Source organism: Pseudomonas fluorescens, from assembly GCF_902497785.1.
GTDB lineage: Bacteria > Pseudomonadota > Gammaproteobacteria > Pseudomonadales > Pseudomonadaceae > Aquipseudomonas > Aquipseudomonas fluorescens_BO.
In genome coordinates this window covers 525100-540057 of record NZ_CABVHK010000001.1, presented here as the reverse complement: position 1 = coordinate 540057, position 14958 = coordinate 525100, and the positions used below count along the sequence as shown (strand labels likewise).

The 14958-nt window shown below is 59.6% G+C and carries 19 protein-coding genes; 15 read left to right on the top strand and 4 right to left on the bottom strand.

Annotated features, from left to right (window positions below):
- Window positions 1-99 precede the first annotated feature (99 nt).
- Complete coding sequence (locus F8N62_RS02670; RefSeq protein ID WP_150709502.1) at window positions 100-381, top strand: hypothetical protein; 282 nt, start codon at window positions 100-102, stop codon at window positions 379-381.
- An 11-nt stretch (window positions 382-392) separates the two neighbouring features.
- Here the strand turns inward: F8N62_RS02670 and F8N62_RS02665 are convergent, their stop codons facing one another.
- Window positions 393-623, bottom strand: a complete 231-nt coding sequence (locus tag F8N62_RS02665; protein ID WP_150709501.1) for a hypothetical protein — start codon at window positions 621-623, stop codon at window positions 393-395.
- A gap of 72 nt (window positions 624-695) precedes the next feature.
- The gene (locus F8N62_RS02660; protein WP_150709500.1) at window positions 696-1055 is read right to left on the bottom strand and encodes a hypothetical protein; all 360 of its coding nucleotides are present in this window, start codon (window positions 1053-1055) and stop codon (window positions 696-698) included.
- A gap of 212 nt (window positions 1056-1267) precedes the next feature.
- On the opposite strand from F8N62_RS02660, the gene F8N62_RS02655 reads away from it, so the two are divergent.
- From F8N62_RS02655 to ada, 5 genes are all read left to right on the top strand, one after another.
- Window positions 1268-1570 (top strand): DUF1883 domain-containing protein, encoded by a 303-nt coding sequence (locus F8N62_RS02655; protein ID WP_150709499.1) that lies wholly within the window; start codon window positions 1268-1270, stop codon window positions 1568-1570.
- 35 nt (window positions 1571-1605) lie between these two features.
- Complete coding sequence (locus F8N62_RS31465; RefSeq protein ID WP_191632337.1) at window positions 1606-1776, top strand: hypothetical protein; 171 nt, start codon at window positions 1606-1608, stop codon at window positions 1774-1776.
- A gap of 126 nt (window positions 1777-1902) precedes the next feature.
- On the top strand, window positions 1903-2610 hold the full coding sequence (locus F8N62_RS02650; protein ID WP_150709498.1) for a 2OG-Fe(II) oxygenase: 708 nt from the start codon (window positions 1903-1905) through the stop codon (window positions 2608-2610).
- 4 nt (window positions 2611-2614) lie between these two features.
- Window positions 2615-3280, top strand: coding sequence for a DNA oxidative demethylase AlkB (alkB, locus tag F8N62_RS02645; protein WP_150709497.1), 666 nt, complete (start codon window positions 2615-2617; stop codon window positions 3278-3280).
- 86 nt (window positions 3281-3366) lie between these two features.
- Window positions 3367-4431, top strand: coding sequence for a bifunctional DNA-binding transcriptional regulator/O6-methylguanine-DNA methyltransferase Ada (gene ada, locus F8N62_RS02640; RefSeq protein ID WP_150709496.1), 1065 nt, complete (start codon window positions 3367-3369; stop codon window positions 4429-4431).
- 138 nt (window positions 4432-4569) lie between these two features.
- Here ada and F8N62_RS02635 read toward each other — a convergent pair whose 3' ends face one another.
- Complete coding sequence (locus tag F8N62_RS02635) at window positions 4570-5553, bottom strand: MDR family oxidoreductase (protein WP_150709495.1); 984 nt, start codon at window positions 5551-5553, stop codon at window positions 4570-4572.
- 188 nt (window positions 5554-5741) lie between these two features.
- On the opposite strand from F8N62_RS02635, the gene F8N62_RS02630 reads away from it, so the two are divergent.
- From F8N62_RS02630 to F8N62_RS02590, 9 genes are all read left to right on the top strand, one after another.
- The gene (locus F8N62_RS02630) at window positions 5742-6806 is read left to right on the top strand and encodes an NAD(P)H-dependent flavin oxidoreductase (protein WP_150709494.1); all 1065 of its coding nucleotides are present in this window, start codon (window positions 5742-5744) and stop codon (window positions 6804-6806) included.
- 224 nt (window positions 6807-7030) lie between these two features.
- Entirely contained in the window at window positions 7031-7798 is a 768-nt protein-coding gene (gene modA / locus F8N62_RS02625) for a molybdate ABC transporter substrate-binding protein (protein ID WP_150709493.1), read from the top strand.
- Complete coding sequence (modB, locus tag F8N62_RS02620) at window positions 7799-8479, top strand: molybdate ABC transporter permease subunit (protein ID WP_150709492.1); 681 nt, start codon at window positions 7799-7801, stop codon at window positions 8477-8479. It abuts the gene before it with no gap.
- A 3-nt stretch (window positions 8480-8482) separates the two neighbouring features.
- Window positions 8483-9562: a molybdenum ABC transporter ATP-binding protein gene (gene modC, locus F8N62_RS02615; RefSeq protein ID WP_150709491.1), complete on the top strand. Its 1080-nt coding sequence runs from the start codon at window positions 8483-8485 to the stop codon at window positions 9560-9562.
- Window positions 9563-9637: 75 nt separating this feature from the next.
- Window positions 9638-10678, top strand: coding sequence for a DNA topoisomerase IB (locus F8N62_RS02610; RefSeq protein ID WP_150709490.1), 1041 nt, complete (start codon window positions 9638-9640; stop codon window positions 10676-10678).
- Window positions 10679-10749: 71 nt separating this feature from the next.
- The gene (locus F8N62_RS02605) at window positions 10750-10971 is read left to right on the top strand and encodes a hypothetical protein (RefSeq protein WP_150709489.1); all 222 of its coding nucleotides are present in this window, start codon (window positions 10750-10752) and stop codon (window positions 10969-10971) included.
- A 115-nt stretch (window positions 10972-11086) separates the two neighbouring features.
- Window positions 11087-11317 (top strand): hypothetical protein, encoded by a 231-nt coding sequence (locus tag F8N62_RS02600; protein ID WP_150709488.1) that lies wholly within the window; start codon window positions 11087-11089, stop codon window positions 11315-11317.
- Between the two features lie 308 nt (window positions 11318-11625).
- Window positions 11626-11910 carry a hypothetical protein gene (locus tag F8N62_RS02595; protein ID WP_150709487.1) on the top strand — a complete coding sequence of 95 codons (285 nt, stop codon included), beginning with the start codon at window positions 11626-11628 and terminating at the stop codon, window positions 11908-11910.
- Window positions 11911-12160: 250 nt separating this feature from the next.
- Complete coding sequence (locus F8N62_RS02590) at window positions 12161-12364, top strand: hypothetical protein (RefSeq protein WP_150709486.1); 204 nt, start codon at window positions 12161-12163, stop codon at window positions 12362-12364.
- A gap of 76 nt (window positions 12365-12440) precedes the next feature.
- On the opposite strand, the gene F8N62_RS02585 is transcribed toward F8N62_RS02590, so the two are convergent.
- Window positions 12441-14948: an efflux RND transporter permease subunit gene (locus F8N62_RS02585; RefSeq protein ID WP_150709485.1), complete on the bottom strand. Its 2508-nt coding sequence runs from the start codon at window positions 14946-14948 to the stop codon at window positions 12441-12443.
- Window positions 14949-14958: the final 10 nt, after the last annotated feature.

Below are 14958 nucleotides of genomic sequence, written 5' to 3'. Positions count from 1 at the left end.
GTTTTTTTGCGATTGCCGTTAACAAGTGGCCTTTCGCTATAACCTTTTGATTGCGGCGCTGTCACAGGCTTAGCCCATTACCCTGACGACGACCACCACATGAAAAGATTTTTGCCATTGTTTGCAGTTCTGGCCCTGAGCGGCTGCGCCACCTCTGAAACGACCTACCTGAACAACGGCGAGCAAGGCCTGGCCATCGACTGCTCCGGGGAAGCCAACTCCTGGGCCACCTGCTATGAAAAAGCCGATGCCTCTTGCGCCGGCACCGGCTATCGAATCGTCGGAACAGACGGCACACCTTCACTCAAGGAGAGCGACAAAACCCTGGGTGCCGATGTCGGCAACTTCAAGAACCGTAGCGTCGTGGTGGTTTGCAAGTAAGGCGCCCCGCCCTACATGTGAATTTCCGCGAATTTGATCCCGAGGCCGCGTACGGTCTCGATCAGATCGTCGAGGCGACTGAAGGATTCGACTTCATCGTTGTCATCCACCAGGAAATAGCTGCGACCCGCGCTTTTCTTGAAAAACACGATCCATTCCCCCGAATTTGCCGGGTTTTGAATCACGTGGGTGGCAGAGATCTGACCCCCTGCATGCCCCTCCCGTACCTGCTCTCGCTTCATGCTCGACTCCAGAAATGACAATGCCGCCAAAGCAGAGCTTTGACGGCATCAATGTTGACCGTCGCCAGTCTATCAGCCGGAAATGCACGCGGTGGCGGCATTACGCACATCCGTTGGACGCAACGGCACATTGGAAATGCGCTCATGCAGCTTGATGCCGCTGCCGCCGGAGCGTTCTTCAATATCGAAAACGGCGGCCGGGCCCGAGGAGAATTTCCCCGGCACGATGACTCGCACACCGTCCTTGTCTTGCGGCTCGATCTGCAGGGCACCGCGGCTGTCGGCCAGTTTCCCGGTCAGGCACTGCGCGTACTCGTGGGGCTTTTTACCTGAAATGACGTTCATGGTGGGCAGCGTCTCGTTGATTTCAGAGACGTTCGCGCAACCACTCATCGTTAACGCTAACGGCAACACCCAGGCACCCCACTTCATACAAAACCTCCGATAAAGACCCTCCGACAGCGCAGATGCTGATTTTCTCCGGGGCACGTTGCTTTTATCGCTCATAGAATTCCGAATAACTGTTTTTAATTGTCAAAGCGCACGCCGACGACCGGATAATAACCCGTTCGGGCTGATAAACTGCGCCAATCGCCCATGCTATCGTTTTGATTTTGTAGAAAAAGCCCTTCTGGAGGCGCCTCATGAAATTTATCCACCAGCGCGAGCACCTCAACGAAGACGACATCGTCGTCATCCAGTGCTCCCAAACGTGCAACATCCGCTTGATGAACGACGCCAACTTCCGCAGTTTCAAGAATGGCGGCCGTCACACTTATCATGGCGGAGCGTTCGACACCTTCCCGGCCCGTATTACTGCGCCGAGTACCGGTTTCTGGAACATCACCATCGACACCGTCAACAGCCGGGCGATCAGCGTGACCCGCAAACCGAACCTGACTCACTCGATCAAGATCATCCGCCGCTCCAGCACGAAACTCAGCTGAGTGACGCCCCGACACGCACACAAGCAGGTATGAACGTGGCCCAGACGACCAAGTACGTCATCAAATACAAGCTCAACGGCGAACGCCGCTTCGAATTCGCCCAACTTGAAAACGGCACCGAAACGGAAGCCAAAATCGCGCTGGAGGCTATTCATGGCCAGGGCGCAGACGTCATCAGCGACATCAGTGTCAGCAAAGCGCTGTAACGGGGTTTGGAGCGACAACCGGGAAGTCTGCTCCGTCCGTTGAAATTTGACCGCAAGCGCCGGAGTGTTCACGACGGCAGCACTCTCTAGACTGATGACCCCAACCCCTGGTGAAGGCGTCAGCCCATGTTTAGCGAGCGTGCACTCGATGCACTCGACTGGAACACCCTGCAATGCCAACTTGATCAAGATGGCTGTGTTGTCGTCCCGTCATTGCTGTGCGCCGCGGAGTGTGACGGCCTCAGCGCGCTGTACTCGAAAACCGAGCCCTTTCGCTCCCAGGTCATGATGGCCCGCCATGGCTTTGGCCGCGGCGAGTACAAATACTTCCGCTATCCACTACCCGATCTCGTCGCCCGGATGCGCGGCGCGCTCTACCCTCGGCTGGTGCCAATCGCCAATCGCTGGTACGAGCAAATGGACCTGCCCATTCGTTTTCCCGACGAACATGAGGCCTTCCTCGAGCGCTGTCATGCCGCCGGTCAGGAACGTCCTACGCCGTTGTTGCTGCAATACGGTCCGCAGGACTACAACTGCCTGCATCAGGACCTGTACGGCGATCACGTCTTCCCGCTGCAAGTGGCGATTCTTCTGTCAGAGCCAAACGAAGATTTCACTGGCGGCGAGTTTGTACTGACCGAGCAACGCCCACGGATGCAGTCGCGCCCCCAAGTCATTGGATTTACCAAAGGTGACGCGGTGATTTTTGCCGTCAACCAACACCCGGTCAAAGGCGTTCGTGGCTATTATCGGGTCACCCTGCGTCACGGCGTCAGTCGCCTTCACAGTGGAAAACGGCATACCCTTGGCATCATCTTTCACGACGCATCATGACTTCATGAACCCGACCACTTTCGATCTGTTTGCCGACGCCGAACCTGAGCAGCAGCCTCGGCGCGAACAGATTGGTGAACAGTCCTACGTCCTCAGAGGCTTTGCCCTGCCCTGGCTGGACCGGTTGCTGCCCGCGCTGGACGCCGTGCTGGCGGCGGCGCCGTTTCGGCAAATGGTCACGCCCGGCGGCTTTACCATGTCGGCGGCCATGAGCAGTTGCGGTACCTGGGGCTGGACCACCGACCGCAGCGGTTATCGCTATTCGCGCCATGATCCGCGCACCGATACTCCCTGGCCGCCGATGCCGGAGGTGTTTTTGGCGCTGGCACACGCGGCGGCGCAGGCAGCCGGTTTTGCAGATTTCGTACCCGATTCTTGCCTGATCAACCGCTACGTCCCAGGCGCCAAGATGTCATTGCATCAGGACAAAGACGAAGCGTCCTACGCAGCGCCGATTGTTTCGGTGTCGCTGGGCTTGCCGGCGATGTTTCTGTTCGGCGGTTTCGAACGCAGTGATAAAAGCCAGCGCGTGCCGCTGTTGCATGGCGATATCGTAGTCTGGGGTGGCGTCGATCGCCTGCGTTATCACGGGGTCTTGCCGATCAAGGAGGGCCAGCATCCGCGCCTCGGTGAGCAACGGATCAACTTCACCTTTCGTGCGGCAAAATGAAGCCTTGAGTTTGACCGCAAGCCCCGGAGTGCGGCGACACCGCCGGCTGATTAATCTGCATCAAACAGGTCAACGGACATTAAGCCATGACACGCCAAACGACCACAGTCATTACCGAAAACGATCCCCGCTGGGCCGCCGTCGTCGCGCGCGATTCCCGCGCTGACGGTCAGTTCGTGTACGCGGTGAAAACCACCGGCGTTTATTGCAGCCCCAGCAGCCTGGCGCGCTTGCCCAAACCGCAGAATGTCGAATTTTTCGACTCGGCCGAGCAAGCCCAGGCCGCCGGTTACCGCCCGAGCAAACGCGCCGCGAAAGATCAAAGTGACATTGCCGCGCAACACGCCTCGACCATCGCCGCCGCTTGCCGCCAGATCGAAAGCGCCGAGCACCTGCCGGCGCTGGGCGAACTGGCAGAGGCTGCGGGTTTGAGCAGCTTCCATTTTCATCGAGTGTTCAAATCCGTCACCGGGCTGACGCCCAAGGGCTATGCCACGGCCCACCGTTCGCGCAAGGTGCGTCAGCGGTTGAGCGATGGAGGTTCGGTGACCGACGCGCTGTATGACGCCGGTTTCAACTCCAATAGTCGTTTTTATGAAGCAGCGGATCAGTTGCTGGGCATGAAGCCCGGTGATTACCGCGCCGAAGGTCAGAACAACGACATCCGGTTTGCCGTGGGCCAGTGCTCGCTGGGCGCGATTCTAGTGGCGCAAAGCGAGCGTGGCGTGTGTGCGATTCTGCTGGGCGATGATCCGCAGCAATTGGTGTGTGATCTGCAGGATAAGTTTCGGCGGGCGAATCTGATCGGCGCCGACCCTGAGTTCGAGCAACTGATCGCTCAGGTTGTCGGCTTTATCGAAGCCCCGGCGATCGGCCTGCACTTGCCTCTGGACGTACGCGGCACGGCGTTTCAGGAGCGGGTCTGGCAAGCGTTGCGGGAAATCCCTGTCGGCAGCACCGCCAGTTACGCCGAAATCGCCCAGCGCATCGGTTCGCCGAAAGCCGTGCGCGCCGTGGCGCAGGCCTGCGGCGCGAACAGTCTGGCGGTGGCGATCCCGTGCCACCGCGTGGTGCGCAGCGATGGCAATCTGTCGGGTTATCGCTGGGGGGTGGAACGCAAGCGGCAGTTGCTGGAGCGGGAAGGTCAGTAAATCAAAAGATCAAAAGATCAAAAGATCAAAAGATCAAAAGATCAAAAGATCAAAAGATCGCAGCCTTCGGCAGCTCCTACATGTGTCACACCCGTAGGAGCTGCCGGAGGCTCGGGCCGCGTTCGGACGATCTTTTCTTCAGCGATTCACATCCACCACCACCCGGCCGCGCAGCTGACCGGCAAGCAAACGCGGTGCGGCGTCGATGGCTTCGCTCAAGCCGATTTCGTGACTGATGAGCGACAGCAACGCGAAGTCCAGATCCTTGGCCAGCCGGTTCCACGCCAGCACCCGCCGGGCCTTGGGTTGGGTCACGCTGTTGATGCCTGCGAGGGTCACGCCGCGCAAGATGAACGGTGCGACAGAGGCCGGAAAATCCATGCCCTGCGCCAGGCCACAGGCGGCAACCGTGCCGTTGGCTTTGGTGCTGGCACAGGCGTTGGCGAGCGTGTGGCTGCCGACCGAGTCGATCACCGCCGCCCAACGCTCCTTGGCCAACGGCTTGCCCGGTTCGGACAGCGTGGCGCGGTCAATGATTTCGCTGGCACCCAGCCGCTTCAGGTAGTCGTGCTCAGAGGTACGGCCCGTGGACGCGACCACCCGATAGCCGAGTTTGCTGAGCAAAGCGATGGCGAAACTGCCTACACCGCCATTGGCACCGGTGACCAGGACTTCACCCTGGTCAGGGGTTACGCCGTTATGCTCCAGCGCCAAAATGCTCAACATTGCCGTGTAACCGGCGGTGCCAATGGCCATGGCCTGGGCCGCAGTGAATTCACCAGGCAACGGAATCAGCCAGTCGCCATTCAGCCGCGCCTTCTGGGCCAACCCGCCCCAATGCCCTTCCCCTACGCCCCAGCCGTTAAGTACGACTTGATCCCCGACCTTGTAGTCCGGATGCTCGCTGACTTCGACGGTTCCTGCCAGATCGATGCCCGGCACCATCGGGAATTTTCGCACCACCGGGCTACTGCCGGTGATGGCCAGGCCGTCCTTGAAATTCAGCGTGCTGTACGCCACCCGCACTGTCACATTGCCCTCGGGCAGTTGATCGTCATTGATCTCTTGCAGTGTGGCCCGGTAACCGCTGTCGTCTTTGTCGATCAAAATGCCTCGGAACATTGCTGTCTCCTGTCAAATCATTCGGTTGCAGAGCAGTTGAATAACACACGGCAACCTGTTGCCGTACCCGACTTTAATCCAATCCGGGCGATTTCATCACCGGTGGCAAAATCATCATTGGTTTTGCGCCCGGCATTGCTGGTACAAACTCCTTCTACGCCCCGTTCCGACGCCGGAGAACCTTGCACATGAACCAATGGCCAGACACCCGAATTATTGACTTGCTGGGGATCGAACTGCCGATCATCCAGGCCCCGATGGCGGGTGCCACCGGTTCGGCCATGGTGATCGCGGCGAGCAATGCCGGTGGGTTGGGCTCGATGCCCGCGGCCATGCTGAGCACCGAGCAGTTGCGCGAGGAGTTGCAGACGATCCGCCAACACACGGCGCGACCGTTCAGCGTCAATTTTTTCTGCCATCAACCACCGGCCGCCGATGAGCAACGCGCCCGAGACTGGAAGAATCTGCTGGAGCCCTATTACCGCGAGCTCGGCGTCGATTTCGAGGCGCCGACGCCAGTGTCCAATCGTGCGCCGTTCGATGATGCGACGTGCCAAGTGATCGAAGAGCTCCGTCCGCCAGTGGTGAGCTTTCACTTCGGCCTGCCGGAAAAATCCCTGCTGGATCGCGTCAAAGCGACCGGGGCAAAGGTGCTGTCTTCGGCCACCACTGTCGAAGAAGCCGTCTGGCTCGAGCAGCATGGCTGCGACGCGATCATCGCCATGGGTTACGAGGCCGGCGGCCATCGGGGCATGTTTCTCAGCGATGATTTGAGCAGTCAGGTGGGCATTTTCGCGCTGGTGCCGCAAATCGTCGACGCGGTGAAAGTCCCCGTGATTGCTGCCGGCGGTATTGCCGATGCGCGGGGCGTTGCGGCGGCGTTTCTGTTGGGCGCTTCGGCGGTGCAGGTGGGTACGGCGTATCTGTTCACGCCGGAGGCTAAGGTCAGTGCTTCTCATCACAAGGCGTTGCGCACCGCCAGCGGAAGCGAGACGGCCGTCACCAATCTGTTCACCGGCCGCCCGGCCCGGGGCATTCTCAATCGGGTAATGCGCGAACTCGGCCCGATGAGCGATAAGGCGCCGGCCTTCCCCTTGGCGGGTGGTGCGTTGATGCCGTTGCGGGCGAAAGGTGAAGCGGATTTCAGCAACCTCTGGGCCGGGCAGGCGTTTACGTTGGGGGTCGAGATGACGACGGCCGAACTGACACGGCGTCTGGCGCGAGAGGGGTTGGCAAAACTCCTTCATCGGTAGGCGCGGAACCTGTGGCGAGGGAGCTTGCTCCCGCTCGGCAGCGAAGCGGCCGCAGGCATTAAAGGGCCGCTTCGCGCCCCAGCGGGAGCAAGCTCCCTCGCCACAGGGACTCGCTCGCCACCTTCATTCAACTCCAACAGATTCCGTTTACAGGCAATCCGCTATATATTCCGCTATATAGCGTTTCAACCCTTCGCGTCACTTGCCTGTAACGGAGCCGTTTCATGACCATACGTGCCGCACGTTTTGCCTCCACCGGCCTCGCAAGCCTGGTCGCGGTGTTCGCCTTTGGCGCAGCCCAGGCCGACGAAGTTCAGGTGGCCGTTGCCGCCAACTTCAGCGCGCCGATCCAGGCTATCGCCGCAGATTTCGAGAAAGACACCGGGCACAAACTGGTCACGTCCTTTGGTGCCACCGGCCAGTTCTACACCCAGATCAAGAATGGCGCGCCGTTCGAAGTGTTCCTTTCAGCGGACGACACCACCCCACAGAAACTCGAAACCGAAGGCGACACGGTCAAGGGGTCGCGCTTCACCTACGCCGTCGGCACCCTGGCGCTTTGGTCGGCCAAGGACGGTTATGTTGATGGCAAGGGTAAAGTGTTGAGCGACAACACCTACCAGCATCTTTCCATCGCCAACCCGAAAGCCGCACCCTATGGCCTCGCCGCCACTCAGGTTTTGGCCAGGCTGGGCCTGACCGATAAGGTCAAAGGCAAGATCGTCGAAGGCCAGAACATCACTCAGGCTTACCAGTTCGTTTCCACCGGCAACGCAGAACTGGGCTTTGTGGCCTTGTCGCAGATCTACAAAGACGGCAAAGTCACCGGCGGTTCGGCGTGGATCGTTCCGGCCGAGATGCACGACCCGATCAAACAAGATGCGGTGATCCTCAACAAAGGCAAGGACAACCCGGCCGCCAGGGCGCTGGTTGACTACCTCAAAGGTCCGAAAGCCGCTGCTGTCATCAAGTCCTACGGTTACCAACTCTAAATGATGCTATCGAGTGCCGACTTTTCCGCGATCTGGCTGACCCTGAAACTCGCGTCCCTGACGACGGTCATTCTGCTGATCATCGGCACTCCGATTGCGTTATGGCTATCGCGCACCCGGTCCTGGTGGCGCGGCCCGGTCGGGGCCATCGTCGCCCTGCCCCTGGTGTTGCCACCCACTGTGATTGGTTTTTATCTGCTGCTGGCGCTCGGCCCCCACGGGTTTATCGGTCAGTTCACCCAAGCGCTGGGGCTGGGCACTCTCACGTTCAGTTTTGCCGGGTTGGTCATCGGCTCGGTGCTGTACTCGATGCCGTTTGTGGTCCAGCCGCTGCAAAACGCCTTTTCCGCCATCGGCACCCGCCCACTGGAAGTGGCCGCGACCTTGCGCGCCAATCCTTGGGATACCTTTTTCAGCGTGATCCTGCCGCTGGCCCGACCGGGTTTCATCACGGCGGCGATTCTCGGCTTCGCCCACACCGTCGGCGAGTTCGGCGTGGTGCTGATGATTGGCGGCAATATTCCCGACAAGACCCGCGTGGTGTCGGTGCAAATCTACGATCACGTCGAAGCCATGGAATACGCTCAGGCGCACTGGCTGGCCGGGGCGATGCTGGTGTTCTCGTTTGCCGTGTTGCTGGCGCTCTATTCCAGCCGCAAAACCAAAGCGGGCTGGGGCTGATCGATGATTCAAACGCGCCTTAAACTCAATTATTCCGGGTTTGCTCTGGACGTCGATTTGCAGCTGCCCGGCCGCGGTGTCACCGCACTCTACGGTCATTCGGGTTCCGGCAAGACCACGTGCTTGCGCTGCATCGCCGGCCTCGAGCGCGCAGAACAGGGATTCATTCAGGTCAACGGTGAAGTCTGGCAGGACAGCGCCAGGAATATTTTCGTCGCGCCGCACAAACGTGCGCTCGGTTATGTCTTTCAGGAAGCCAGCCTGTTTTCGCATCTGTCGGTGCTGGCGAATCTGGAGTTCGGCCTCAAGCGCATTGCGCAAGCACAACGCCGGGTCGACCTGACTCACGCCACGGAATTACTGGGCATCGGCCATCTGCTGGACCGTCATCCGCAGCATCTGTCAGGAGGGGAACGCCAACGCGTCGGCATTGCCCGCGCCCTGCTCACCAGCCCGAAACTGTTGCTGATGGACGAACCGCTGGCGGCGCTGGATGCACAACGCAAAGGTGAAATCCTGCCCTACCTGCAACGGTTGCACGATGAGCTGGACATTCCGGTGCTGTACGTCAGTCATTCCCAGGATGAAGTGGCGCGGCTGGCCGATCACATCGTTCTGCTCAGTCACGGTAAAGCCCTGGCCAGCGGCCCCATTGGGGAAACCCTCGCTCGTCTCGACCTGCCCCTGGCGCTGGGCGATGACGCTGGCGTGGTGATCGAGGGCCACGTCAGTGCTTATGACGCCGACTATCAGTTGCTGACTCTGCAATTGCCCGACACAGCCCTGAACATCCGTGTCGCGCACACGCCGATGGAGGCCGGTCAGGCGCTGAGGTGCAAAGTTCAGGCGCGCGATGTCAGCCTGAGCCTGGAAAGCATCGGCCAAAGCAGCATCCTCAATCGCTTGCCGGTCACTGTAATCAGCGAAATGGGCGCTGACAACGCCGCACACGTACTGATTCGGCTGGACGCCGCCGGCACGCCGCTGCTCGCGCGAATCACCCGCTATTCCCGGGATCAGCTGCACGTGCATCCCGGCCAGCAACTTTGGGCACAGATCAAGGCAGTGGCGGTACTGGCGTAAATCCGCTGGCACGTCTGCATCGGTGCGCGGTCAATGGCTTTATCGGCCCCTGATTCGTTGCCAAGGATTACTGCCATGCCCGATTCCGCACTGCCCGACGTGCTGCCGCCGGACCTGCACTACGTCGACGATACCCAACCCGGCCTCACCCGCAAGAAACTGCGCGGCAAGTTCTGCTACTTCGACACGGCGGGCCAGCGCATCACCGACCCGGATGAAATCAAACGCATCAACGCGTTGGCCGTGCCGCCCGCCTACACCGATGTCTGGATTTGCGCCGACCCGCGCGGGCACCTGCAAGCGACGGGACGGGACGCCCGAGGGCGCAAACAATACCGTTATCACTCGCGCTGGCGTGAAGTGCGCGATGCCGATAAATACGCACGCCTGCGCGACTTCGGGCTGGCCCTGCCGAAGCTGCGCAAACAGCTTGAAACGCTGCTGGAGGCCCCGGGCTTCAGTCGCGACAAGGTGATGGCCACTGTGATTACCCTGCTCGATGCGACGTTGATCCGGGTCGGCAACACGCAGTACGCGAGGGACAATCGCTCCTACGGACTGACCACCTTGCGCAACCGCCACGTCGAGGTCAACGGCACGGCGATCAAGTTTCAGTTTCGCGGCAAGAGCGGCGTCGAGCACCAGATCACCGTGAAAGACCGGCGCCTCGCGCGGATCATCAAACGCTGCCAGGAAATTCCCGGACAGAACCTGTTTCAGTATCTGGACGAAAACGGCGAGCGGCACACCGTCAGTTCCGCCGACGTGAATGCCTACCTGCAAACCCTCACCGGCGCGGACTTCACCGCCAAGGATTACCGCACCTGGGCGGGTAGCGCGCTGGCGCTGTCGGTGTTGCGCGAATTGCACTGGGAACCCGAGTCGGATGCCAAGCGGCATGTGGTGGAGATGGTGAAGAACGTCGCCAGGCAACTGGGCAACACCCCCGCGGTTTGCCGAAAATGCTACATCCACCCGGCGGTACTCGAGGGTTTTCTGCTGGGAGCACTCGCACAGTTACCGCGCCCGAGAACACGAAAAGGCCTCAGGGCCGAGGAAGTCGGGCTGGCAATGTACCTGGAGAAGATGATCGAGGCGGCACAACCGACGAACTGACCCGTGACTTTTTTGCACGATCACCAATGGCTTCTATAGTTGATGTGACAAGAATTAGCTTCGGTGAGGCCATGGAAGACATTTTCGTAGTTAAGCGTTGCAACAAGATCATTATTCATGGCCGCCGAGCCGGGGAAGCCGATCATCCACCGCCAGACGCTGCCGTCTGGTATCGCATCGCCGACACCCGCACCCGCGGTTTCATCGGCGATGGTTTTGATCTTGAGGAAGATGCAAAGCGTGTCTGCCATCAGCTCAATGCCCGGTCCCACGTGACGGCCCGACAAGGCTGAAGACCGGGTCTATACTGAAGTCTGCTGAAGGAACAGCGACCCCAACGGCAGAAAGCTCGCTCCAAGCGGGCTTTTTGTTGCCATTTGCCAGGTTTCTTCAACGGAGGTGTTTGCCATGTCCGAAAAAGAGTCCATCACCACCCTGCTCACCTTGCTTGATTCCCGTCAGGCGCGTTTGGCTGCGGCGTGCAAGGAGATCGCTGACTGGGTCGATCATCAAGGCGGACACCCGACCGCCCTCAGAATCCGTGATCGCCTGAACGACATCGAGAAGGACACACCCCTGATTCGCAACACCCTGTCCTCGCTCAAACCTGTCGAGCGGCCGCTGCCACGGTTCAGATGACGCGTCGATCTGGACGCAGAAAAAGCCCGCACGGTCTGATTCAGGACGCATGAACGGCGACGTCTCCGTCACCGCGTGCGTCCTTGCCTGACCACCTGTCGATAAATACCCGCCTGGCCTCGCGCCGGGATTTTTTTGCCCGGCCATTTCACACTGCGTTCACAACTCAAGCCTTAGAGTGGACCTACTCCTTAAGTGAATCCCCTTGGCCCGCCCGCATGCGGGCCATTTTTTTGCCTGCTCTGCGGACAACGAACGTCATCGGTTGCCAAAGGTCAAATGATTACACGTCACCAAGGAGACGTCTGATGGTTACTCACTTCAAAGTCGGCGGGCATCTGGCTTGCGGGCACGATGGCAACAAACTCACTTCAACCACTGAACTCGCCCGAGTGAAATGCAGAAGTTGCCGCAACACCGATGCTTTCAAGGATGCGCGCAAGAACGAGCGTAATGCGGCGAGGCGCGCGGCCCGCAAAGCTAAAGTCACCCACACCGCCAGCGACTGGCGCGCGGCGTGGGTCGAGCGCCTGACCGCCATGGCCGGTTTGCAACGCTTGCCCCGTGGCTTTACCGGTCAACCCTTCGTTTAGCTCAATGGTGTGGCTACAGGCGTCCGGGAAACCAGTGACGACATTGAGGTTAGCCACACTGATTCTCAGAGTGTGCATTGGGCAAGACTGACCTGGTGCACACTGAACTTTGAAGTTGAATATATTGATTGACGATAAATTCAACAGCTTTATATGCCATTTAATTTGAGTGAAGAGCGAATCCTTCAACTAGGATTTCGCATCGGAACTGTGGGCTATTTTTGGCAGACGTTCTGTCCAGGAGGAGTGAATGAAATCAATTCCAATGGCCGAGAAAACCTATCGCGCCTGGTCCAGCCCGATACTGCTTGAACTCAAGGAAAGAGAGGATCAGCTGGACGCCGCTCAACGCCAGGCACTGCAAAATATTCTGGTAGAGAGAAGGCTTGTGAACACCGGCAATCCTTCCGGCGTTGAGCGCCGTGATCATAAGGAAAACACTGGGCAGGATTAGCGATCCGTAAACAAAAAGGGTTTGAGTCAACTTTCGCCCGCAAACCCTTGAGTCTAAGAATCGACTGACTGGGACCCTACCCTTGCCATCCCTGCGACACCTCAGCGCCTGACATTTCAAGCGCCGTTTCTTGCGCTTTTTTATTCAGGACGTGATCGGTGCGCAACAGAAAATGCGACAGCGCCGGGATCAGGATCAAGGCGCCCAACATGTTCCACAAAAACATGAAGGTCAGCAAAATGCCCATGTCCGCCTGGAACTTGATCGGCGACCACACCCAGCACACCACGCCAGCCGCCAGGGTAATCCCCACCAGGCCCACCACTCGACCGGTGAATGACACAGCATTGCGATAGGCCTGCCCCAGCGACAACCCCTGGCGCTGGTATTGCAGCTGAACACTGAGCAAGTACAGCGCGTAGTCCACGCCGATGCCAACACCCAGCGCGATCACCGGCAGCGTGGCCACCTTGACGCCAATCCCCATGACCACCATCAAGGCCTCGCAGAGGATCGAAGTCAGCACCAGCGGCAGCAAGGCCACCAAGGTGGCGCGCCAACTGCGGAAGGTGATCAGGCAAAACAGCGTGACCGCCGCATACACGTAGAGGAGCATGGTGCGATTGGCCTCGCGCACCACAATGTTCGTGGCCGCCTCGATACCGGCAGTGCCAGCCGCCAGCAGAAACTGGCGATCCTCGGTGCTGTTGTCCCTGGCGAACCGGTCGGCGATGGCGACCACGGCGTCCAGTGTCTCGGCCTTGTGGTCCTTGAGGAAGGCGATCACCGGCATCAGCGAACAATCGGTGTTGAACAATTCCGGGGAATTGACCGAGGCTTGCTGCGCGGCATAGTTCAGCACGTTCTGGTTGCGTTGAATGCTGTTGAGCTTGGGATTGCCCTCATAGGACCCCGCCGTAATCTGCCGCACCGCATTGACCAGTGACGCCGTTGCCTGCACCCCGGGATACTGCTGAAGCTCCCAGGCCAGGCGGTCGGCGAGAACCAGCGTCTGGTAATTCAGGCACCCTTCGGCCGGGGTCTTGATCATGACGGCGAACAGGTCGCTGGACAGCGCGTAATGCTGGGTGATGTAGGCGTTGTCGCGGTTGTAGCGCGAGTCTGCACGCAATTCCGGGGCACCGCTGTCGAGGTCGCCGATTTTCAGGTGCAGGCTGACCATGAAGCCACCGATCCCGAGCAAGGCCGCTACGAGGACGGCGCCGGTGGCCCACTTCGGTGTGGTGAAGCGATCAAGACCGTCCCACAGCTGGCCAAGGCCTTTGTGTGCACTCGCCCGTGAATCGATTGCCAGCGCACGCTTGGCGGCTTCGCTGCCGACACCCACGAAAGATAGCGCCACCGGCATCAGCAGCAACGATGTGAAAATCAGTACGGCCACGCCGATACTGGCGGTGATGGCCAGGTCCTGGATCACCGGGATATCGATCAGCATCAACACCGCGAAGCCCACCGCATCGGCCAGCAGCGCGGTGACGCCAGCGATGAACAGACGGCGGAAGGTGTAGCGCGCCGCCACCTGTCTATGGGTGCCACGGGCGATGTCCTGCATGATGCCATTCATCTTTTGCGCCGCGTGGGACACGCCAATGGCAAAGATCAGGAACGGTACCAGCACCGAATAGGGATCAATGGCATAACCCAGCCAGGCAACAATGCCCAGTTGCCAGATCACCGCGATCAGCGAACAGCCGACCACCAGCAAGGTGCTGCGCACACAGCGGGTGTAGAAATAGATGACGACCAGGGACGTGACCACAGCCAGGCCGAAGAACATCATGACCTGAATCAAACCATCGATCAGGTCGCCGATCAGCTTGGCAAAGCCGATCACCCGCACCTTGTAGGGGCCCTTGCCCTCCTCCCCGGCCTTGCGCGCCGAACGGTCACCGGCAAATTCGAGCTTGTCGCGCAATTGCTCTTCGAGCATCCGCGAAAATTGATGGTAATTAAGGCTCTGGCCGGTGGCCGATGTTTTGTCCAGCAGCGGCACGATCAGCATGCTCGATTTGAAATCACTGGCGACCAGACTGCCGACGATGCCGGCACGCGTGATGTTCTGCCGCAGCTGTTCGATGTCGGAGGGTGAACCCTGATAGCTGTCGGGCATCACCGGGCCGCCCTGGAAGCCTTCTTCAGTGACTTCCGTCCAGCGCACGGCCGGCGTCCACAGCGACTTCATCCACGCACGATCAACGCCCTCGGCGAGGAACAGTTCGTCGTTGACCTGTTTGAGGACGTTGAGGTATTCGGGGTCGAAGATATCGCCCTGAGTGTTTTCCACCACGACTCGAACGGAGTTACCCAGACCGCGCAGCGACTGGCGGTTTTCGAGGAAATTCTGAATGTACGGCTGGCTTTGCGGGATCATTTTTTCGAAGCTTGGACGCAGCTCCAGGCGCGTGGCCGCCATATAGCCAAGCACCAGCGTCGCCAGGCTCATAAGCACGATGAACAGCGGGCGGTAGTTGAACACCAGCCGCTCCAGCAGATTGCCGGAGCGCCGATCAAAGTCATGCAGATCGCGGATCACCGGCATGTTGTCTTGCTTGGTAATGGCCATGTCTGAGTAC